This window comes from Variovorax sp. UC122_21, assembly GCF_044056785.1.
Lineage (GTDB): Bacteria > Pseudomonadota > Gammaproteobacteria > Burkholderiales > Burkholderiaceae_C > Variovorax.
Genome location: NZ_CP172004.1, coordinates 2,290,716 through 2,312,357 on the forward strand (window position 1 = coordinate 2,290,716; position 21,642 = coordinate 2,312,357).

Here is a 21,642-nt window from a genome sequence, read left to right on the forward strand (position 1 = left end):
GGCATGCCCGAGAATCGGCGCATGCCCCACGCCGTCTCCCTGCTGCGCGCCGAACGCCTCGCGCGCAGCGTCAAACCCTTCCTGGCCCGTGGCGGCTTCAAGCGCGAGCGCTGCGCCGGCTGCCGGCTCGCGCCCAGCCATTGCCTGTGCGCGCTGCGGCCCTCGATGGCCACGCGCGCGGGGGTCTGCCTGATCATGGGCGACATCGAGGCGCTCAAGCCCAGCAACACCGGCTGGCTGATCGCCGACGTGGTCGAGGACACCTTCGCCTTCGGCTGGTCGCGCACCGAGGCCGATCCCGCGCTGCTGGCCTTGCTGGCCGATCCGCAATGGCAGCCGTACGTGGTGTTCCCGGGCCAGTACGCCGCGCCCGAGCGTGTGGTGCAGACCGTCGCGGCGCCCGATGCGTCGCCGGACGGCCCCGCGAAGCGCCCGCTGTTCGTGCTGCTCGACGGCACCTGGGCCGAGGCCCGCAAGATGTTCCGGCGCAGCCCCTACCTCGAGCATTTGCCGGTGCTGAGCCCGGCGCTCTCGCGCAGCACGCAGTACCGGCTGCGCCAGTCGGGGCGCGACGACCACCTCTGCACCAGCGAGGTCGCGAGCCTGTGCATGGAACTGGCCGGCGACGCCCTGGCCGCGCAGATCCTCGATGCGTACCTTGCTGTCTTCACCCACCATTACCTGCAGGCGAAGAACCAGTCGCCGGTCGATGGGGAGGGCGAGGCGCATCGGAGGTTGCGGGCGCTGTCGGCACAGCGGCATCCGCGGGCCGAGCCCGTCGTGGCCGTGTAGCGCAGCGCGCCCGCGATCACCCGCCGGTCCTGAGCGCCACGAATTCCCCCGTCAACCGCCCCACGACCTGCCCGCCGAACTCGAGCTGCGACGACACCGAGATCCGCGCCTTGCCCTTGCGCGCCAGCATGCGCGCGAACTGCGGCCATTGCGCGGGCTCGTCGAAGGCCGAGCGCGCGATGAAGTCGCCCTCGATCGGCAGGTCGTAGGCCATGGTGTTGCGCTGGATCACGAGCCGGCTGGCCAGGCCCTCGGCCGTCAGTCGCGTGTTGAGCAGCGACCAGGCCGCGAGGATCGCGACCGCCGAGGCGCTGCCGCCGAACACGGTGTCGCGGTGGTTGATGTTGGGCGCGAGCGGTGCGCGCAGCACCACTTCATGCGGCGCTACCGAGGCGACGGACACGGCCATGGCCTTCGAGAGGGTGATGTGGTCGTGGAGGTAGGTTTGCAGTTCCGCGGGGGTCAAGACTTCTCCTGGTTCGAAGGATGTATCGCCTTCGGTGGATCGACGCGGCACTTCCCTCGCGCCAGACTTCGCGGCAAAGGAAGGAACACCATGGACCTCGACACCACCATCGATTGGCTGACCATCATCTCGATTGTCACGGGGGCGCTGTTCGTGCTGCTGCTCGTCATCTCGAAGGCAAGGAAGAAGGGCAAGTAGGCCCCCTCGAGGGCCGGTTCTGCATCAAGGATTCCACCGCCGCAGCCCCAACGCCTCGGCCTGCTGCCGATAAAGCTGGATGCGTTCCCGCACATAGGCATCGAGCGCGGGCCCCGTGAGCGCGAAGGGATAGAGCCCATGCCGCTCGCGCAGCGCAGCATAGCCGGACGCGGCCATGGCCTCCTCGAAAGCGGCGGTCCAGGCGCGCAGCGCGGCGTCGGGCACGTCGGCGCTGATGTAGAGGCCGCGCACGGTGGGCCACACGAGGTCCACGCCCTGTTCGCGCGCGGTCGGCACGCCCGCGAGCGCGCCGCCGAGCCGCGCTTCCGACAGCACGGCGAGCAGGCGCACGGCGGTGCCGCCGGCCATGGCCTGCAGCGCCTCGGCGGCGTCGCCCGCGAACACGTCGACATGCCGGCCCTGCAGCGCGCCGAGCGCATCGCCGCCGCCCTCGAAGGAGACGAAGCGCATCGCGCGGTGGTCGCCGCCGGCGGCGCGCACGAGCAGCGCGGCCTTCACCCAGTCCTGGCTGCCGACGGTGCCGCCGGCGCCGAACACGATGCGCGACGGCGACTGGCGCAGCGCGGCCATCAGCTCGCGCAGGCTGCGGTAGGGCGAATCGCGGTGCACCACGACCACGCCATAGTCGGTGCCGAGCGCGGCGACCCAGCGCACGGCGCTGGTCGGATGCGGGCCGAAGCGGCCCTGCGCGAGGTTGAGCAGCGAACCGCTCGAGAACGCGACCAGCGTGCCCGGGCCGCCGAGGCGGCCGGTGGCGATGCGGTCGAAGGCGACGGCGCCGATGCCGCCCGGCAGGAAGCGCTGCGCGAGCGGCGCGCGCGCGGGGCGCACGGCCTGCAGCGCGTCGCGCGCGAGCGCGCAGGTGAGGGCGAAGCCGCCGCCGGCCTTGGCGGGAATGATGCATTCGGCCGCGGCCTGCGACGGATCGGCCGGATCGAGCTGCGGCGCGGCGAAGGCACGCGCGATGCCGGCGGGCAGCAGCAGCGCCGAGAGTGCGCGCAGGGCCTGGCGTCGAGGAGGGGCGGTGCGGGTCGGCATGGCGAAGGGAGGGCGATGCGAGGCGGCGGCAACGCGCTCAGGCGCTGCCGGGTCGCGGCCACCAGATGATGGCATGCAGCCCGCTGCCGCCTTCGCGCACCTCGAGCCGCAATTCGCCGCCGTGGCGCTGCGCGATCGAGCGCGCGATGGCCAGGCCGAGCCCGAAGCCGCCCTTGCCGGCGCGCGCGCCGCGTCGGAAGCGCTGGCCGAGCTGGGCGCGCTCCTCCTCGCCGAGGCCGGGGCCGTCGTCCTCGACATTGAGGCTCCAGCCGGCCGCGTCGCCGGCCGCGAACACGGTGATGGTGCCCGCGTCCGGCGTGTAGGCGATCGCGTTGGCGACAAGGTTGGTGAGCGCCTCGCGCAGCAGCGCGCGGTCGGCCACCGCGAGGAGCGCAGGCTCCGCGGTCTCCTCGGGCGCATGGATGCCGAGGTCGATGCGCTTGGCGCGCGCCCGCGGCAGCAGGTCGACGGCGACCTCGCGCAGCAGCCCGGCGAGTTCGAACGCGGCCGGCGCCACGGCCACGGTGTCGCTGCGGCCCAGCGCCAGCAGCTGCTGCGCGCTGCGCGTGGCGCGGCCGATCTCGGTGCCGAGCGCGTCGAGCGCGGCGCGCACCTGCAGCGGATCGTGCTGGCGCTGCGCGTAGTCGGCCTGCATCTGCAGGGTGGTCAGGTGGGTGCGCAGCTGGTGCGAGGCATCGTCGAGGAACTGCCGCTGCTGCGCCACCAGGTCCTGCGTGCGCGACATCTGGCGGTTGACCGCGGCCACCAGCGGCCGCACGTCTGCGGGCAGGTCGGCGTCGGCGATGCGCGTGAGGTCGTCGGGCTTGCGTGCCTCGACCTCGCGCGCGAGGCGCGACAGCGGCCGCAGCGCCGCCGCCAGCGCGGCACCGGTGCCGAACACCAGCAGCGCGAGCACCAGCGCATCGCGCAGCGCCGCGCTGCGCACGAAGCGCGCGCTGAAGGCCTGGCGCGAGCGCGTGCTCTCGCCGACCTGGATCAGCACGCTGCGCCCGGCGCTGCCGGCGGGCGCGCGGTCGAGCTCGCGCCGGTAGGCCGCGAGCCGCACGGCCTCGCCGAAGTACTCGGCGTCGTAGAAGGCCGGCACGCCGAGCGCGAGCGAGGCGGGCGGCGCGGGCAGGTCGGCGCTGCCGAGCTCCACCAGCCCGTCGGAGGTGGCGACGCGAAAGAACACCTGGCCGCTGGCCGTGAGTTCGAAGAACTCGAACATGGTGTAGGGCAGCTCGACCGAGAGCCCGCCCGAGGCGGTCGAGATGTTGGCGTCGATGGACTTGAGCGCGCCGAGCAGCGAGCGGTCGTAGGCCGCGTTGGCCGATTCGAGCGCATCGTGCCGCGTGCGCCACAGCTCGATGCCGGTGACGACGACCAGCGCGGGCAGCAGCAGCAGCGCGAGCCGCTGCCAGAGGCTGGCGCGGCGCAGCCAGGCGACCGAGCGACGCACCATGCCGCCTTCAGTCCGCCTCGAGCACGTAGCCCAGGCCGCGCAGCGTGACGATGCGCACGCCGCGGCCGTCCAGCCGCTTGCGCAGCCGGTAGACCAGCACCTCGACGGCCTCGGGATGGACCTCCTCGTCGTCGGAGAACACGCGCTCGAGGATCTGCTGCTTCGACAGCGGCTCGCCGCTGCGCTGCACCAGCACGCGCAGCACCGCGAGCTCGCGCGGCGACAGCGCGAGCGCCTCGCCGGCCAGCGTGAACTGCCGCCGCGCGCCGTCGTACACCAGCGGCCCGCAGGCCAGCCGCGGATGCTCGACGCCGCGCGCGCGGCGCACCAGCGCATGCAGCCGGGCCTCGAGCTCGGCCAGCGCGAAGGGCTTGGCGAGGAAGTCGTCGGCGCCGGCATTGAGCGCGCTCACGCGCTCGTCGAGCGAGTCGCGCGCTGTGAGGATCAGCGCGGGCAGCCGCTGGTCGCGTTCGCGCAGCCGCTGCAGCACCGCGTGGCCGTCGAGCCCGGGCAGGCCGAGGTCGAGCACCAGCGCATCGTGGTCGCGCTGCTGCAGCGCGCGGTCGGCCAGCCGGCCGTCGTCCACCCACTCGACCTGGATGCCCGCATGCTCGAGCGCCTTGCTGAGCCAGGTTCCCAGGGTGTGTTCGTCTTCGGCCAGCAGGATGCGCATGGGGCGACTGTAGGGCGCGGCGGTGCCGCCGCCCAGGCGGCTTTCCCGCAGGTCCGCGCTCAATCGGGCTTGATGCCCGCCCGCGCGATCACCTTCTGCCAGCGCCCCTGCTCGCTCGCGATGAACTGCGCGAACTGCTCGGGCGTTCCCCCGACGGCCTCGGCCGCGTCGCCCGTGAGGCGGCGCATCGACTCGGGCGCCTTGACCGCGTTCATGGTCTCGGCCGAGAGCTTGGCGAGCTGGGCCGGCGTGATGCTGGCGGGCGCGAGCATGCCGTACCACTGCGTCATCTCGAAGCCCGGGAAGCCCTGCTCGGCCACGGTCGGCACGTCGGGCAGCTGGGCCAGCCGCCTGGCCGAGCCGGTGGCGATGCAACGCACCTTGCCGGCCTTGATGAAGGGAATGACCGCGGCCGCGCCGATGGCCGAGGCATCGAGTCGGCCCGAGAGCAGGTCGGTCACCATCGGGCCGGTGCCGCGGTAGGGCACGTGCAGCATGAAGACCTCGGAGGTCATCTTCAAATATTCGAAGGCGAGGTGGCCCGCGCTGCCGTTGCCGGCCGAGCCGTAGCTGAGCTTGCCGGGCTTGCTCTTGGCATAGGCGATGAACTCCCTGAGGTTCTTCGCGGGCACGTCGGGATGCACCACGTAGAGGCTGGGCACCTTGGCCAGCAGGCTCACGGGCTTGAAGTCCTTGTTCGCGTCGTAGGGCAGCTTGGCGAAGATGTACGGGTTGACCGCCAGGGTGCCGATGTGGCCGAGGATCAGCGTGTGCTGGTCGGTGCTGCGCGCCACCTCGCTCATGGCGATGTTGCCGGCCGCGCCGGGCTTGTTGTCGACGAACACGTTCTGGCCCAGCGTGCGCGAGAGCTCGACCGCGGTCGAGCGCGCCACGATCTCCGAGCTGCCGCCCGGCGCGAAGGGCACGACGAAGCGCACCGCCTTGTTGGGCCAGGTGTCGTCGGCGCGGGCGATGCCGGCGAAGCCCGGCAGCAGGCCGCCGAGCGCGAGCGCGCTGCCCGACTGCAGCCCGGATCGCAACCATTGGCGGCGGGTGGGCGAACCCAGCTGGTGGGGAAGTTCGAGGCGCATCGGTCTTGTCTCCGTGGTTTTTTCAGAAGGCCGCATGGTGCCTCGGGCTGGCTGTCGGAATGCTGTCAGTGCCGTGGACCGATGGTCGGGGCGGCGGGTTGGCATGTAGTTCTTACTGACTCAATTCCGTTTGCGCGGTATGTGGAACGTTGTGCCCCCCAAACACTTCCTTCCCCGCGTTCTGGAAATCCTTCGAACTGCAGGGTGACAAATTCACCGCAGGGTTAACAATAGTTAACAAACAACGGAGGCGAGACCTGTGAACCACATCTACCGCGTGATCTTCGACCGTCGGCTTGGCCGCTTCCGCGTCGCATCTGAACTGGCGAAGAGCTGCGGGAAGGGCAGCGGCACGGCGACGAAGGTCGGGGCGCTGCCGGCGCTCGCGCTGTTCGCGGCGCTGCAGTTCGGTGGTGGGGCGGCCTGGGCTGCCTGCGCGCCGGGCGCTCCGGTCGACGGCGCCACCGTCAGTTGCACGGGCGCGCCGATCCTGCTGCCGCCGAACCCCAACAGCTTTCTGAGCAACGCGAACAACCTGAACCTCACGGTGCAGGCGGGCGCGGTCATGAGCACGCTGCCCGGCGGCACGGCGATGAACCTGGGCGGCACCGGCGTCACGCTCACCAACCTGGGGGCGATCGACGCCAATGCCGCGGGCTCGCTGGTGCTGGCGCGCGCGCTGAGCATCGGCAACCTCTTCGCGCCCGGCAGTGGCGCGCTGGCGGTCAACAACCAGGGCAGCATCGAGGGCACCTTCGACGGGACCTTCAGCCTGGGCGGCGCCGCCATGCTGATCGGCAATGCGGGCACGAGCACCATCACCAATGCGGGCGCGATCGGGTTGGCCTCGCTCGGGTCCTTCGATGCGATCCAGGGCATTGCGGTCGGCATCTACGGTGGCGGCAATGTCAACTTCACGAACACCGGCACCATCACGGGCCGGGTCGCGTTCCAGAGCCCGACCACCGGCGGCCACCGCTTCGTCAATGCGGGCACCATCAACGGCAGCGTCGCGCTCGGCAGCGGCGAACGCGACGACACCTTCATCGCGGTCACCGGTTCGAGCGTCAACCCTGGCGCGGTGGCGCTGCCCGGCATCACGATTCCGACCGATGCGAAGAACTCGCTGAGCTACGCCGCCAGCGGCACGGTCGACGCGGGCTTGGGCGGCACCGACACGCTGGTGCTGCAGAACACCGTCAACAGCCCGGGCTCGGGCAACGGCGGCATCGGCACGATCTCTTCGACCCAGTACCTCAACTTCGAGAACCTGCTGGTCAACAGCGGGACCTGGACCCTGCAGGGCCCGGTCGTCAGCGGCAGCGCCGTGCTCAACGGCGGTACCGCGATCTTCGACAACGCGCTGTCCTTCGGTACCGGCACGCTGACCGGCAGCGGCGGCGCGATGCAGGCCTCGGTGGATGGCCTCGCGTTGGCGCAGAACGTGAACCTCAACAGCGGCCTGATCGTGCAGGGCGCCAACAGCCTCACGCTGAACGGCACCGTCAGCGGCGGCGCCGGCCTCGTCAAGTACGGCACCGGCACGCTCACGCTGAACGGCTTCAACAACTTCAGCGGCGGTTTCGCGCTCAACGGCGGCGGCGTGACGCTGGGCAACGCGAGTGCGCTCGGCTCCGGCCTGTTCCTGGTGGGCGGCAACGTCGCTCTCAATACCTTCTTCACCGGCACGCTCATCAACCAGGTGCAACTCAACGGCGCGCTGACGCTCGACGGGACCGGCACGCTGACCTTCGGCGCACCCATCTCGGGGGGCGGCAGCCTGACGTCGAACGGCAACCTTGCACTGGCCGCCAGCAATACCTATGGCGGCGGCACGACGATGGGCGGCGGCCGGCTGGACGTGGGCAGCAACACGGCGCTCGGCACGGGCGACCTCACCATCAACGGCGCCTCCGTGCTGACCGGCGTGAATGGCGTGGCACTCGCCAACAACGTGGTGCTCAACAACACGCTGAACTTCGGCGCGGGCGGCAGCGGCGGCGTGCTCACGCTCAACGGCACGATCAGCGGCGCCGGCGGCATCAGCCTGGCCGGCGCGCCGGGCGTCAGGCTCAACGGCGCCAACACCTTCACCGGTGGCTTCAACCTCGGCGCCGGCACGCTCACCGTGGGCAACGACCAGGCGCTGGGCCAGGCCGGCGTCACGGTCAGCGGCCCGAGCTCGCTCGCGTCGAACCAGGCGGTGAGCCTCGCCAACGACTTCCGCCTCAATGCGGCGCTCACCGTCGGCGGCGCCAGCGACCTCGCGCTCAACGGCACCATCAGCGGCCTGCGCGCCTTGACGAAGAACGGCACCGGCCTGCTCACGCTCGGCGGCGCCAACAGCTTCTCGGGCGGCGTGAACCTGGAATCCGGCGCGCTGCGCGTGGGCACCGACACCGCGCTCGGCGGCGGCGATCTGACGGTGAGCGGCATGGCCGCGCTCGACGCGAGCGCGGCCGTGAATCTCGGCAACGCGGTGCTGCTCAACGCCAACCTGGAGATCAACGGCGCGAACGACATCGCGCTCGGCGGCCAGATCACGGGCGCCGGCGGCCTCTCGTACAGCGGCACCGGCACCCTGACGCTCGGCAGGAACAACGGCTTCACCGGCGGCACCACGCTCAACAGCGGCACGCTGAGCCTCGGCGACAGCCTTGCGCTGGGAGGCGGCAAGCTTTCGGTGACCGGCGATGCGATCCTGCGCAGCGGCGTGGCGAACATCGGGGTGAACAACAAGCTGAGCCTGGGCGCCGGCACGACGCTCGGCGTGGACGGCAGCAACCCGCTGACGCTGGCCGGCACGATCGACGGCGACGGCGCGCTCGCGCTGTCCGGCACGGGCGCGGTGGGGCTGACCGGTGCCAACACCTACGGTGGCGGCACGACCGTCACCGGCACCACGCTGATCGTCGCCAACACCAGCGGCAGCGCCACCGGCAGCGGCGCGGTGCAGGTGCAGGGCGGCGCAACGCTCGGCGGCAGCGGCAGCATCGCGGGCACGGTGAGCGTGGGCGAGGGCATTCTTTCGCCGGGCGCCGGCGGCGCGGGCACGCTGACCGTCGGCGGCCTGAACCTCGCGGCCGGCTCGGTGCTGAACTTCGAGCTCGGCCAGGCCGGCACGGCGGGCGGCGCGCTCAACGACCTGATCAGCGTCAACGGCAACCTGCAGCTCGACGGCACGCTCAACGTGACGCAGTCGCAGGGTGGCAAGTTCGGCGCCGGCCTCTATCGCCTCATCGACTACACCGGCTCGCTGATCGACAACGGCCTGGAGATCGGCAGCGCGCCGACCGACGCGAAGAACCTGCAGGTGCAGACCGCGATCGCGAACCAGGTCAACCTCGTGAACCTCGACGGCGCGACGCTCACCTTGTGGGACGGCAGCGACCCGGCGAACTTCAACGACGGCAAGATCGCGGGCGGCGGCGGCACCTGGCGCGCGGGCGGCTCGACCGCGAGCTGGACCGGCGTCGACGGCAAGCTCAACGCGGGCTGGCAGCAGGACGGCGTCGCCATCTTCAGCGGCCAGGCCGGCATCGTCTCGGTCGACACCCAGGGCGGCGCGAACCCGCTGCGCATCGGCGGCGCGCAGTTCGCGGTCGACGGCTACACGGTCAACGGCGATGCGCTCACCATCGGCGCGCCGGCCACGGTGGTGCGCGTGGGCGACGGCACCGCCGCGAGCGCGGGCATGACCGCGACCATCGCTTCCGAAATCGCCGGCACCGGTGGCCTGGTCAAGGACGACTTCGGCACGCTGGTGCTCGACGGCAGCAACAGCTACAGCGGCGGCACCACCATCAAGGGCGGCATCCTGCAGATCGCGTCGGATGCCAACCTCGGCGCGGTCGGGGGCGACCTCGCGCTCGAAGGCGCCACCCTGCACGTGACGGGCGACACCGCGAGCAAGCGCGCCGTGAGCCTGGGCGCGGGCGTCAACACTTTCGACATCGACAGCTCCCTTGCGCTGGACGGCACGGTCAGTGGCGCGGGCAGCCTGCGCAAGACCGGCGCCGGCACCCTGCAGCTCGGCGCGGCCAACGCCTACGTGGGCGGCACCGACATCGCCGCGGGCTCGGTCGAGGCCCTGGTCACGGACGCGCTGGGTACGGGCCCCGTGTCGGTGGCGAACAATGCTTCGCTGGCCTTCGCCAACACGGCCGACGCGGGCAAGCTCGCGATCACGGTGGCCGCGCGCGGTGGCGCGCCGACCGACAACGGCGGCTTCCTCGCGTTCCGCGACAGCAGCTCGGCCGGCAATGCGAGCATCACGGCGAACCAGGGGGCCTCGGTCGAGTTCCGCGACACCTCGAGCGCGGGCAGTTCGGTGATCGAGAACCGCGGCGGCTCGACCACGCTGTGGTTCAACGCGGAGGGCGGCAAGGCGCAGATCACGAACTTCGCGGGCGGTCGCATCGACCTGCTCGACGACGCGAGCGCGGGCCAGGCACGCCTGGTCAACGAGAGCGGCGGTGTGATCAACCTGGCAGACCGCGTGAGCGCGGACCAGGCGACGGTGGTGAACGGCGCGGGCGGGAAACTGCGCATCATCAGCCTCACGAATGCGGGCGTGGGCATCGGTTCGCTCGAAGGCGCGGGTGACGTGTTCCTCGGCGCGAAGGCGCTGACCACGGGCGGCTTGAACACGAGCACGACGGTGTCGGGCACGATCAGCGGCACTGGTGGCTCGGTCGTCAAGGTGGGCAGCGGCACGCTCGAACTCAGCGGTGCCAACACCTACACCGGTGGCACCACGGTGGCGGGAGGCACCCTCGCCGCGAACAACACGAGCGGCAGCGCAACCGGCACGGGCAGCGTGCAGGTGCAGTCGGGCGCCACGCTCGCGGGCACCGGCAGCATCGCGGGTTCGGTCACGGTCGCCAAGGGTGGCGTGCTGTCCGCGGGCAACGGCGGCGTCGGCACGCTCACGCTGGGCGGCCTGAGCCTCGCAGCCGGCTCGGTGCTGAACTACGAGCTCGGCCAGGCCGGCGTGGCGGGCGGCGCGCTCAACGACCTGATCAGCGTCAACGGCAACCTGCAGCTCGACGGCACGCTCAACATCGCGCAATCCGCGGGCGGCAAGTTCGGCGTCGGCCTCTATCGCCTCATCGACTACACCGGCACGCTGACCGACAACGGCCTGGACATCGGCACCGCGCCGACCGCCGCGAAGAACCTGCAGGTGCAGACCGCGATCGCGAAGCAGGTCAACCTGGTCAACAGCGAAGGCGTGACGCTCACCTTGTGGGACGGCAGCGACCCGGCGAACTTCAACGACGGCAAGGTCGCGGGCGGCAGCGGCACCTGGCGCGCGGGCGGCTCGACCGCGAGCTGGACCGGCATCGACGGCCAGCTCAATGGCGGCTGGCAGCAGGATGGCGTCGCCATCTTCAGCGGCCAGGCCGGCACGGTCACGGTGGACAACAAGGGCACGGGTGGTGCGGTGCGCATCGGCGGCGCGCAGTTCGCGGTCGACGGCTACACGATCAACGGCGACGCGCTCACGATCAGCGCACCCCAGACGGTGGTGCGCGTGGGCGACGGCACCGGCGCCAGCGCGGGCATGACCGCGACCATCAACGCGGCCATCAGCGGCAGCGGCGGACTGGTGAAGGACGATGGCGGCACGCTGGTACTGACCGGCAACAACGGCTACACCGGCGGCACGACCATCAAGGGCGGCATCCTGCAGATCGCCGCCGACAACAACCTCGGCGCCTTCGGCACGGGGCTCGCGATCGACGGCGGCACCCTGCGCATCGCGGCCGGTTCCGCGCCGTTCTTCAGCATGCGTGCGCTCGCGCTCGGCGCGGGGCGGCGGCACCATCGACCTGGGCAACGGCCTCTTCGGCGTGGGCGGCCTCATCAGTGGCAACGGCCTGCTGACCGTCACGGGCAAGGGCGGCACCCTGGGCCTGGTGACGGCCAACAGCTACAGCGGCGGCACGCTGCTGCAGGACGGCGCGAGCATCACCACCACCGTGAGCGGCGTGCTCGGCAGCGGCGCGGTGCGCCAGCAGGGCAACGGCACGCTGCTGCTGTACACCGACAAGGCGAGCGCCGGCGGCAACGACTACACCGTGGGCCGCGCCGCGAGCGCGGACGCCGGCAACATGCTGCTGTTCTCGCAGAACGCCACCGCCGCCAGCTCGAAGATCACGCTCAATGGCGCGACCTGGCAGATGCTCGGCGCGAACTCGGTGCAGTTCAGCGGCAACACCAGCGCGGGCACGTCGAACATCACGAATGCCGGCGGGGCGATCAGCTTCTTCGAGAACGCCAGCGCCGGGTCGGCGACGATCGCCAACGGCGGCAAGAGCCTGCTGGGCTTCGGCGGCACCGCCACGGCGGGCAGCGCGCAGATCAGCAATGCCTTCGGCGGCCTGGTGCGCTTCGCCGACAGCAGTTCGGGCGCGGGTGCCACGGTCGGCAACGCCGCGGGCGGCGTGGTCGACGTGTCGGGCTCGACCGCCAAGACCGGTGTCGAACTCGGTTCGCTCTCGGGCGCGGGCGGTGTCGTTCTCGGCGCCACGCGGCTCACCGTGGGCGGGCTGAACACCAGCGATGCCATCTCGGGCGCCGTCAGCGACAAGGGCAGCGTGTTCGTGCAACCGGGATCGGGCACGGGCGGCTCCATCGTCAAGGTCGGCAGCGGCACGCTCACGCTGAGCGGCGCCAACACCTACACCGGTGGCACCACCGTCGCGGCCGGCACGCTCGCCGCGAACAACGCGAGCGGCAGCGCGACCGGCACGGGCGCCGTGCAGGTGCAGGCGGGCGCCACGCTGGTGGGCAGCGGCAAGGTCGCGGGCGCGGTCACGGTGGCCAAGGGCGGCACCTTGTCGGCGGGCAGCGCCGGCGTCGGCAGCGTGGGCACGCTCACGCTCGGTGGCCTGAGCCTCGCGGCCGGCTCCACGCTCAACTACGACCTGGGCCAGGCCGGCGTGGCCGGCGGTGCGCTCAACGACCTGATCAACGTCAACGGCAACCTGCAGCTCGACGGCACGCTCAACGTGAGCGAGACCGCCGGCGGCAAGTTCGGAGCGGGCCTGTACCGCCTCATCAACTACACGGGGACGCTGACCGACAACGGCCTGGACATCGGCAGCGCGCCCACGGGCAAGCTCGCCGTGCAGACCTCGGTCGCGAACCAGGTCAACCTGCTCAACAGCGATGGCCTGGTGCTCAACCTCTGGGACGGCGGCAACAGCGCCAACTTCAACGACGGCAAGATCGCCGGCGGCTCGGGTACCTGGCGCGCAGGCGTGCCCGGCGACAACTGGACCGACGCCAACGGCCTGGCCAACGGCACCTGGGGTGCAGGACGGCTTCGCGATCTTCAGCGGCCAGGCCGGCACCGTCACGGTGGACAACAAGGGCGGGTTCGGGCCGGTGCGCCTGGGCGGCGCGCAGTTCGCGGTCGACGGCTACACGATCAACGGCGACCCGCTCACGATCAGCGCCCCGCAGACGGTGGTGCGCGTGGGCGACGGTACCGGTGCCAGCGCGGGCATGACCGCGACCATCAACGCGGCCATCGGCGGCGCGGGCGGGCTGGTCAAGGACGATGGCGGCACGCTGGTGCTCACCGGCAGCAACAGCTACACGGGCGGCACCACCATCAAGGGCGGCATCCTGCAGATCTCCGCCGACAACAACCTCGGCGCCTTCGGCACGGGGCTCGCGATCGACGGCGGCACCTTGCGCATCGCGGCCGGCTCCGCGCCGTCTTTCGCTTCGCGCGCGCTCGTGCTGGGCGCGGGCGGCGGCACCATCGACCTGGGCAACAGCCTCTTCGGCCTCGGCGGTCCTATCAGCGGCAACGGCCTGCTGACCGTCACGGGCAAGGGCGGCAACCTCGGCCTGGTGGCGGCCAACAGCTACAGCGGGGGCACCGTGGTGCAGGGTGGCGCGAGCATCGGCGTCGGCGCGAGCGGGGCCTTCGGCAGCGGCGCGGTGCAGCAGCAGGGCAGCGACACGTGGGTGTACTTCTACAACTCGGCCAGCGCCAGCGCCGGCGGCAACAGCTACACCATCGCGCGCGCCGGCACGGCCGACAGCAACAACCGCCTGAGCTTCAGCGCGAACTCGACCGCTGGCAACGCGACCATCACGGTCAATGGCTCGGACTGGAAGTCGCCAGTGGCGAACTACCTGCTGTTCGGCGAGAACACGAGCGCCGGCACGGCCACCATCTTCAACCAGGGCGGCTCGGTCTACTTCCAGCAGGCCTCGACCGCGGCCAGCGCAACCATCGCCAATGGCGCCAACAGCGCCCTGAGCTTCCTGGGCACGTCCAGCGTCGGCAGCGCGAAGATCAGCAACGCGAAGGGCGGCCTCGTCTACTTCGCTGAAAGTGCCTCGGGCGCGGGTGGGTCGATCTCCAACGCCGCGGGCGGCGTGGTCGACGTGTCGGGCTCGATCGCCAAGACCGGTGTCGAACTGGGCTCGCTCTCGGGCGCCGGTGGCGTGGTGCTTGGCGCCACGCGACTCACGCTCGGCGGCCTCGGCACCAGCGATGCCATCTCCGGCACGGTCAGCGACAAGGGTGGTGCCTTCGGGGTACCCGGCCCGGGCGTAGGCGGCTCGATCGTCAAGGTCGGCAGCGGCACGCTCACGCTGAGCGGCGCCAACACCTACACCGGTGGCACGACGGTGGCGGCGGGCACGCTCGCCGTGAACAACGCCAGCGGCAGCGCGACCGGCACGGGCGCGGTACAGATCCAGGGCGGCGCGACGCTCGCGGGCAGCGGCAGCATCACGGGCGCGGTGAGCATCGCCAAGGGCGGCGTGCTGTCGACCGGCAATGGTGGTCCCGGCACGCTGACGGTGGGCGGCCTGAGCCTCGCCGACGGCGCGGTGCTCAACTACCAGCTCGGCCAGGCCAACACCGTGGGCGGTCCGCTCAACGACCTCGTCAACGTCAACGGCGACCTGCGCCTGGACGGCACGCTCAACGTGGCGCAGTCCACGGGCGGCAGCTTCGGCGCGGGCCTGTACCGGCTCATCAGCTACACCGGCGGCCTGATCGACGCCGGCCTGGACATCGGCACCGCGCCGGGCGCCAAGACCGACCTGCAGGTGCAGACCTCGGTGGCCAAGCAGGTCAACCTGGTCAACCGCGCGGGCCTGTCGCTGAACTTCTGGGACGGCGGCGACCCTAGCAAGTACAACGACGGCCAGATCGCCGTCGGCAGCGGCACCTGGCGCGTGGGCGTGCCGGGCGACGGCTGGACCGGCGCCGACGGCAAGATCAACGCCGCCTGGGTGCAGGACCAGTTCGCCGTCTTCAGCGGCACTGCCAGCATCGTCAGCGTGGACGGCGGCAACGGCACCGTGCGCATCGCCGGCGCGCAGTTCGCCACCGACGGCTACCGCGTGCAGGGCGACGCGCTCCTACTCGGCAACGCGGCCACCACCGTGCGCGTGGGCGACGGCACCGCGGCCAGCGCGGGCATGACCGCGACCATCGCCTCGGCACTCACCGGCACGGGCGGCCTGGTCAAGGAAGACCTGGGCACGCTGGTGCTCGAGGGCAGCAACAGCTACAGCGGCGGCACCACCGTCAAGGGCGGCATCCTGCAGATCGCATCGGACGCCAACCTCGGCGCGGCCACCGGTGGCCTCGCGCTCGAGGGCACCACCTTGCACGTGACCGGCGATACCACGAGCACGCGTGCCGTGAGCCTGGGGCGCGGGTGCCAACACCTTCGACATCGACCTGAGCCGCACCGTCGCGCTCAATGGCGCGGTCAGCGGCGCGGGCGGCCTGCGCAAGACCGGCGCGGGCACCCTGCAACTCGGCGCGGCCAACGGCTACGCGGGCGGCACCGAAGTCGCGGCGGGTTCGCTGCAGGCGCTGGTCACGGGCGCGCTGGGCACGGGGCCGGTGTCGGTCGCGGGCAATGCCTCGCTGGCCTTCACCAACAAGGCCGACGCGGGCAAGCTCGCGATCACCTTGGCACAGCGCGGCAGTGCGCCGACCGACAACGGCGGCTTCCTGGCCTTCAGCGACAGCAGCTCGGCCGGCAGCGCGACCATCACGGCGAACAAGGACGCCACGGTCGAGTTCCGCGACAGCTCGAGCGCGGGCAATGCCGTGATCGAGAACCGCGGCGGCATCACCACCCTGTGGTTCAACGCGAACGCAGGCAAGGCGCAGATCACCAACTTCGATGGCGGACAGATCAACCTGCTCGACGATGCGAGCGCCGGACAGGCGCGCTTCGTCAACGAGAGCGGCGGCCTGATCGACATGTACGACCGCGTGAGCGCGGACCAGGCGACGGTGGTGAACAACGCGGGTGCGCTGCTGCGTATCAGCAAGCTCGCCACGGCGGGCGTGGGCATCGGCTCGCTCGAAGGCGCGGGCAACGTGCAGCTGGGGGCGAAGGCGCTGACCACGGGTGGGCTGAACACCAGCACGACAGTGTCGGGCACGATCAGTGGCGCGGGCGGTTCGCTCGTCAAGGTGGGCAGTGGAACGCTCGAATTGAGCGGGGCGAACACCTATACCGGCGGCACCACCATCGCCGCGGGCACGCTCGCCGTGAACAACGCGAGCGGTAGCGCAACAGGAACTGGCGGCGTGCAAGTTCAGTCCGGCGCAACGCTCGCAGGCAATGGCAGCGTCGCAGGCGCGGTCAGCATCGCCAAGGGCGGCATCCTGTCGGCGGGCAACGGCGGCGTCGGCACGCTGACGCTCGGCGGCCTGAACCTCGCCGAAGGCGCGGTCCTCAACTACGACCTGGGCCAGGCCAACACCGTCGGTGGCGCGCTCAACGACCGCGTGCAGGTCAACGGCAACCTGCAGCTCGACGGCACGCTCAACGTGGCGCAATCGAAGGGCGGCGTGTTCGGCGCGGGCATCTATCGCCTGATCGACTACACCGGCAGCCTGACCGACAACGGCCTGGACATCGGCAGCGCGCCGATCGCGGCCAAGGACCTGCAGGTGCAGACCTCGGTGGCCAAGCAGGTCAATCTGGTGAACCGCACGGGCCTGTCGCTGAACTTCTGGGATGGTGGCGACAACACCAAGTACAACGACGGCAAGATCGCGGGCGGCACTGGCACGTGGCGCGTGGGCGTCCCCGGAGATGGTTGGACCGGTGCGGACGGCAAGATCAACGCGGCCTGGGCACAGGACCAGTTCGCGGTGTTCAGCGGCACGGGTGGCACGGTCACGGTCAGCAACGCGGGCGGTACGGTGCGCATCAACGGCGCGCAGTTCGCGGCCGATGGCTATGTGCTGCAGGGCGATGCAATCGAGCTCGGCGCTTCGGGCACGGTGGTGCGTGTGGGCGATGGATCGGGTACCGATACCACGCGCAGCGCAAGCGTGAATGTGGCGTTGACCGGCGCGGGCGGCTTGGTAAAGGACGACGTGGGCCGCCTGATCCTCGGCGGCACCAACACCTACACGGGCGGCACGACCGTGAAGGCCGGCGTGCTGCAAGGCAACACCGCGAGCCTGCAAGGCGGCATCGTCAACGATGCGGAAGTCGTGTTCGACCAGGCCAAGACCGGCAGCTACGCGGGCACCATGAGCGGCAGCGGCAAGCTGCGCAAGATCGGTGCGGGCACGCTGACACTGACCAGCGCGAACAGCTACGCAGGCGGAACCTTCGTCGATGCCGGCACACTGGCCACCGACGTGACCGGCGCCCTCGGCAGCGGCGCGGCGAGCGTCGCCTCGGGCGGCACGCTGCAACTGGGTGGCGGCTTCGATGCCGGCACCACGGCCATCGGCAACCAGGGCACGGTGCGCTTCCAGGACAAGGCGAGCGCGGGCACGTCGACGATCACGAATGCCGCGGGCGGTGTGCTGGCCTTCGCGGACGACGCGACGGCCGACAAGGCCACGGTGCTCAACCAGGCCGGCGCGCAGGTGCGCATCGACCAGTCGACCACGGGCGTGAGCTTCGGCTCGCTCAGCGGCGCGGGCGAGTTCGTGCTCGGCGCCAAGGCGCTCACGCTGGGCGCGAGCGGCGACAGCGCCACGCTGTCGGGCACGATCAGCGGCAATGGCGGATCGGTCGTCAAGGTGGGCGCTGGCACGCTGACGCTCACGGGCGCCAACACCTATACGGGCGGCACCACGGTGGGCGCTGGCACGCTGAGCGTGAACAACAAGAGCGGCAGCGCGACGGGTACGGGTGCCGTGCAGGTGCAGGCGGGCGCGACGCTCGCGGGCAGCGGCAGCATCGCTGGCGCGGTCACCATCGACAAGGGCGGCATCCTCGCGGCGGGCAACAGCCCGGGCACGTTGACGCTTGGTGCGCTCACGCTCGCGGGCGGCTCCACGCTCAACTACGAGTTGGGCCAGGCCGGCGTTCCTGGCGGCGCGCTCAACGACCTGATCAACGTGACGGGCAACCTGAACCTCGACGGCACGCTGAACATCGCGCAGTCGGCGGGCGGCAGCTTCGGACCCGGCCTCTACAGGCTCATGAGCTATGGCGGCAGCTTCACCGACAACGGTCTGGACATCGGCACGGTGCCGGGCTCTGCGAAGGTGGCCGACCTGCAGGTGCAGACCTCGGTGGCGAACCAGGTCAACCTGGTGAACCGCGCGGGCCTGTCGCTGAACTTCTGGGACGGCGGCGACAGCACCAAGTACAACGACGGCCAGATCGCCGGCGGTTCGGGCACCTGGCGCGTGGGCAACCCGCAGCCCTCGATGGACGCCTGGGCCGACATGGACGGCAAGCTCAACGGCAACTGGGCGCAGAACCAGTTCGCGGTGTTCGGCGGTAAGGCTGGCACCGTGACGGTGGATGCGGCCGGCGGCGCGGTGCGCATCGCGGGTGCGCAGTTCGCCACCGATGGCTATGTGGTGCAGGGTGACGGCATCGTGGTGGATAGCGCCAACTCGGTGATCCGCGTGGGCGACGGCACGGCTGCCGGTGCGACCATGACGGCCACGCTCAATGTGGCGCTCAGCGGTACGGGCGGTATCTCGAAGGAGGATGCCGGCAGACTGATCCTGGGCGGTGCCAATACCTACACCGGGGGTACCACCGTCAAGGGCGGTGTGCTGCAGGGCAGCGCGACGAGTCTGCAGGGCAATATCGTCAACAACGCGGAGGTGGCCTTCGACCAAGGCAAGACGGCCGGTACCTATGCAGGCGTGATGAGCGGCACGGGCAAGCTGCGCAAGATCGGCACGGGCACCTTGACCTTGAGCAGCGCCAACAGCTACAGCGGCGGCACGTTGGTGGATGCAGGCACGTTGACGACCGACACCACGGGCGCACTGGGAACAGGCGCGGTCAGCATTGCTTCGGGGGCAGCACTGCAGTTCGGCGGCAAGGCCGATGCGGGCAAGCTCGCGATCGCCAATGCGGGCACCTTGCGTCTGCAAGACACCGCGAGCGCTGCAGGCGCCACGGTGACCAATGCAGCGGGGGGCCAGGTGCGCATCGACCTGACGACCACTGGGACGAGCATCGGCTCGCTTGGCGGTGCAGGCGATGTGGTGCTCGGTACCAAGGCGCTGACCACCGGCGCGCTCGGCATGGACAACACGATCTCGGGCGCCATCACTGGCACGGCGGGCTCGCTCGTCAAGGTCGGCGCAGGCACGCTCACGCTCTCAGGTACCGCCAACTACAGCAGGCGAGACCCGCGTGACCGGCGGCACCCTCAAGGCCGGCGCGACCAACGCCTTCAGCGCCGCATCGAGCGCTGTAGTCGCCAGCGGCGCCACGCTCGACCTCGGCGGCTTCAGTCAGAAGATGGCCGGCCTGACCAACGCGGGCACGGTCTCCTTGCTCGGCACGGTCCCAGGCACGACCTTGACCTTGACCGGCCCCTACGTCGGCAACAACGGCGTGCTGCGCCTGGGCGCGAAGCTCGACAACCCGGGCATCGCAGACCGCCTGGTGCTCGATGGTGCATCGGCCAGTGCGAGTGGCAAGACGACGGTGCAGGTCACCAACCTCGGCGGCCTGGGCGCACGCACCAGCGGCGCGGGCATCGAGCTGATCAGCGCCAAGAACGGCGCCACCACCACCGCGCAGACCAGCAAGGACGCCTTCGTGCTATCGGGCGGCCGCGTCGACGCCGGTGCCTACGAGTACCGCCTGTACGCGGGCGACGCAGGCGGTGAGGGCGAGAACTGGTACCTGCGTACCGAGGCAGAACCCGGCGCCTCGCTGCCGACCTACCGCGCCGAAGCTTCCCTCTTCGCAGCACTTCCGAACCAACTTCGCCAAAGCAACCTCGGCATGCTCGCAAGCCTGAGCCAACGCATCGGCGACGACGACGTGCGCGGCAGCGGCGGTACGAGCTCGAGCATCGACGGCGGCAACCGTCGCGCGTGGGGCCGTCTGATCTCCACCGACATGGACATCCGCCAGGGCGGCACCGTCTCGCCGCATGCCGAAGGCCGCGTGAGTGGACTGCAGGCGGGCACCGACCTGTGGGCCAATGCGAACTGGCGCGCGGGCATCTATGTCGGCCAGCTCGAAGGCGATACGCGTGTCAGCGGCTTCAGCAGCGGTCTCCTGAACGGCGCCGCGGGCCGCAACGACCTGCGCAGCCAGTACCTCGGCCTGCTACGGCACCTTCACGAGCGACGACGGCTTCTATGCGGACACCGTGCTGCAGGCCGGCCGTCACCGCTACACGGTGCAGCCGCAACTGAGCGCGGGCGTGACGGGCAAGGGCAACAGCTTCCTGGCCTCGATCGAGGTCGGCAAGGCCTTCGCGCTGGGCACGGGCGGCTGGTCGGTGGAGCCGCAGCTGCAGCTGATCCATCAGCGCCTGCGCCTGGACGACGTGGCGATCCCCGGTGCGCTGGTGCAGCAGGACGCCGACAGCAGCTGGACCGCACGCGCGGGCGTGCGCATCAAGGGCAGCTTCGCGACGAGCGCGGGCACGCTGCAGCCGTATGCGCGCCTGAACGTCTATCGCAGCTCGAAGGGCAACGACATCGCGCGCTTCGTCAACCCGGCGGCGATCACGCCGGTGGGCGCGCCGATCGGCGGCACGAGCACCGAGCTGGCAGCAGGGTTCACGTTGGCTCTGAGCCAGCGCACGAGCCTCTATGGCGAACTCGGCAAGCAGTGGGCCTCGGGTGGCGTGGCGCGCGTGGGCAGCTCGGTCAATGCAGGGGTGGGTGTGCGTGTGAAGTGGTAACGACGTGCAAAGGGCCGGCGGTCGCGCCCCCCCGATGCATGACGCTTGGCGCCAGCTCGCGGATCGAAAGAAAAAGCAAGATGCAATCTCCGCGGCCGCGCCCCGGAATCCGATGCGAAACGGCGATGGAACCGTGCACACCCTTCGCGTGAAGCCCCGCATGAATTCGAGGACTCGGACGGCCACTTTGTTCATCGCGTCATGCGTGACGCGTCTGGTGGCATGGCTCGCCATGTGCCTGCTACGGACCGTGGCTGGCGCTGCCTGGTCATGCGCAGACGCAGGTGCCGCGCGCAGGTGGAGCCGCTGAGGCTCGACGCCGCGTTGAGCATGCGCGAACGCAACTTCGACGGACACCTGCAGGCCTATCACGACAGGACCGGTCTGCTGACGCGCGAGCAGGTGGCGTCGCCCGACTACGCGCAGCGATTCGAGACGCTGCCGGGCGCCTTCAATGGCGGCTACGCCCGCGGCGCGTGGTGGGTGCGCTTCCGGATCGAGGCCTCGCCCGAACAGGTCGCGCGGCCGCTCGAGGAACGGCTGGTGGCTGCGGCTCAATGCGCCCTATGTCGACTACCTCGACGTCTGGTGGCCCGATGCCGAGGCCGGCGCGAGCGGGGGCTTCACGCATCGCGCGCTCGGCGGCATGCGCGCGGGTTCGAGGCGCGAGCTGCCCTGGTCGATCCCGGCGACGCGCCTGCCCGATCTGCGCGATACGCAGCCGCGCTGGGTCTGGGTGCGGCTCGCGGGTGAC

Annotated in this window: 8 protein-coding genes and 5 pseudogenes; 8 read left to right on the top strand and 5 right to left on the bottom strand. The window is 70.9% G+C overall.

The genetic code is table 11. The features are described from left to right. The first annotated feature begins 21 nt into the window (after positions 1 to 21). Positions 22 to 792, top strand: coding sequence for a tRNA-uridine aminocarboxypropyltransferase (locus ACHMXE_RS23190; protein ID WP_395351535.1), 771 nt, complete (start codon positions 22 to 24; stop codon positions 790 to 792). 16 nt (positions 793 to 808) lie between these two features. On the opposite strand, the gene ACHMXE_RS23195 is transcribed toward ACHMXE_RS23190, so the two are convergent. The 5 genes from ACHMXE_RS23195 to ACHMXE_RS23215 form a co-directional block, all read right to left on the bottom strand. Next, positions 809 to 1,258, bottom strand: a complete 450-nt coding sequence (locus tag ACHMXE_RS23195) for a YiiD C-terminal domain-containing protein (protein WP_395351537.1) — start codon at positions 1,256 to 1,258, stop codon at positions 809 to 811. 222 nt (positions 1,259 to 1,480) lie between these two features. Beyond that, entirely contained in the window at positions 1,481 to 2,515 is a 1,035-nt protein-coding gene (locus ACHMXE_RS23200; RefSeq protein WP_395351539.1) for a tripartite tricarboxylate transporter substrate-binding protein, read from the bottom strand. Between the two features lie 37 nt (positions 2,516 to 2,552). Beyond that, positions 2,553 to 3,977, bottom strand: coding sequence for a sensor histidine kinase (locus ACHMXE_RS23205; protein WP_395351541.1), 1,425 nt, complete (start codon positions 3,975 to 3,977; stop codon positions 2,553 to 2,555). A gap of 7 nt (positions 3,978 to 3,984) precedes the next feature. After that, entirely contained in the window at positions 3,985 to 4,650 is a 666-nt protein-coding gene (locus ACHMXE_RS23210) for a response regulator (protein WP_203201666.1), read from the bottom strand. Positions 4,651 to 4,709: 59 nt separating this feature from the next. Then, entirely contained in the window at positions 4,710 to 5,741 is a 1,032-nt protein-coding gene (locus ACHMXE_RS23215; protein WP_395351543.1) for a Bug family tripartite tricarboxylate transporter substrate binding protein, read from the bottom strand. Positions 5,742 to 6,000: 259 nt separating this feature from the next. Here ACHMXE_RS23215 and ACHMXE_RS23220 point away from each other — a divergent pair. From ACHMXE_RS23220 to ACHMXE_RS23250, 7 genes and pseudogenes are all read left to right on the top strand, one after another. Then, positions 6,001 to 11,397, top strand: a pseudogene (locus ACHMXE_RS23220) (autotransporter-associated beta strand repeat-containing protein); the annotation flags it as partial. A 529-nt stretch (positions 11,398 to 11,926) separates the two neighbouring features. After that, positions 11,927 to 12,427: pseudogene (locus ACHMXE_RS23225) on the top strand (autotransporter outer membrane beta-barrel domain-containing protein); the annotation flags it as partial. Positions 12,428 to 13,256: 829 nt separating this feature from the next. Beyond that, a pseudogene (locus tag ACHMXE_RS23230) lies at positions 13,257 to 15,290 on the top strand (beta strand repeat-containing protein); the annotation flags it as partial. 247 nt (positions 15,291 to 15,537) lie between these two features. Beyond that, positions 15,538 to 19,338: pseudogene (locus ACHMXE_RS23235) on the top strand (beta strand repeat-containing protein); the annotation flags it as partial. Between the two features lie 145 nt (positions 19,339 to 19,483). Then, positions 19,484 to 19,819: pseudogene (locus tag ACHMXE_RS23240) on the top strand (autotransporter outer membrane beta-barrel domain-containing protein); the annotation flags it as partial. Positions 19,820 to 20,348: 529 nt separating this feature from the next. Further along, positions 20,349 to 20,888 carry an autotransporter domain-containing protein gene (locus tag ACHMXE_RS23245; protein ID WP_395351545.1) on the top strand — a complete coding sequence of 180 codons (540 nt, stop codon included), beginning with the start codon at positions 20,349 to 20,351 and terminating at the stop codon, positions 20,886 to 20,888. Between the two features lie 270 nt (positions 20,889 to 21,158). Then, positions 21,159 to 21,641 (top strand): 7TM-DISM domain-containing protein, encoded by a 483-nt coding sequence (locus ACHMXE_RS23250; RefSeq protein WP_395351547.1) that lies wholly within the window; start codon positions 21,159 to 21,161, stop codon positions 21,639 to 21,641. Position 21,642 lies beyond the last annotated feature (1 nt).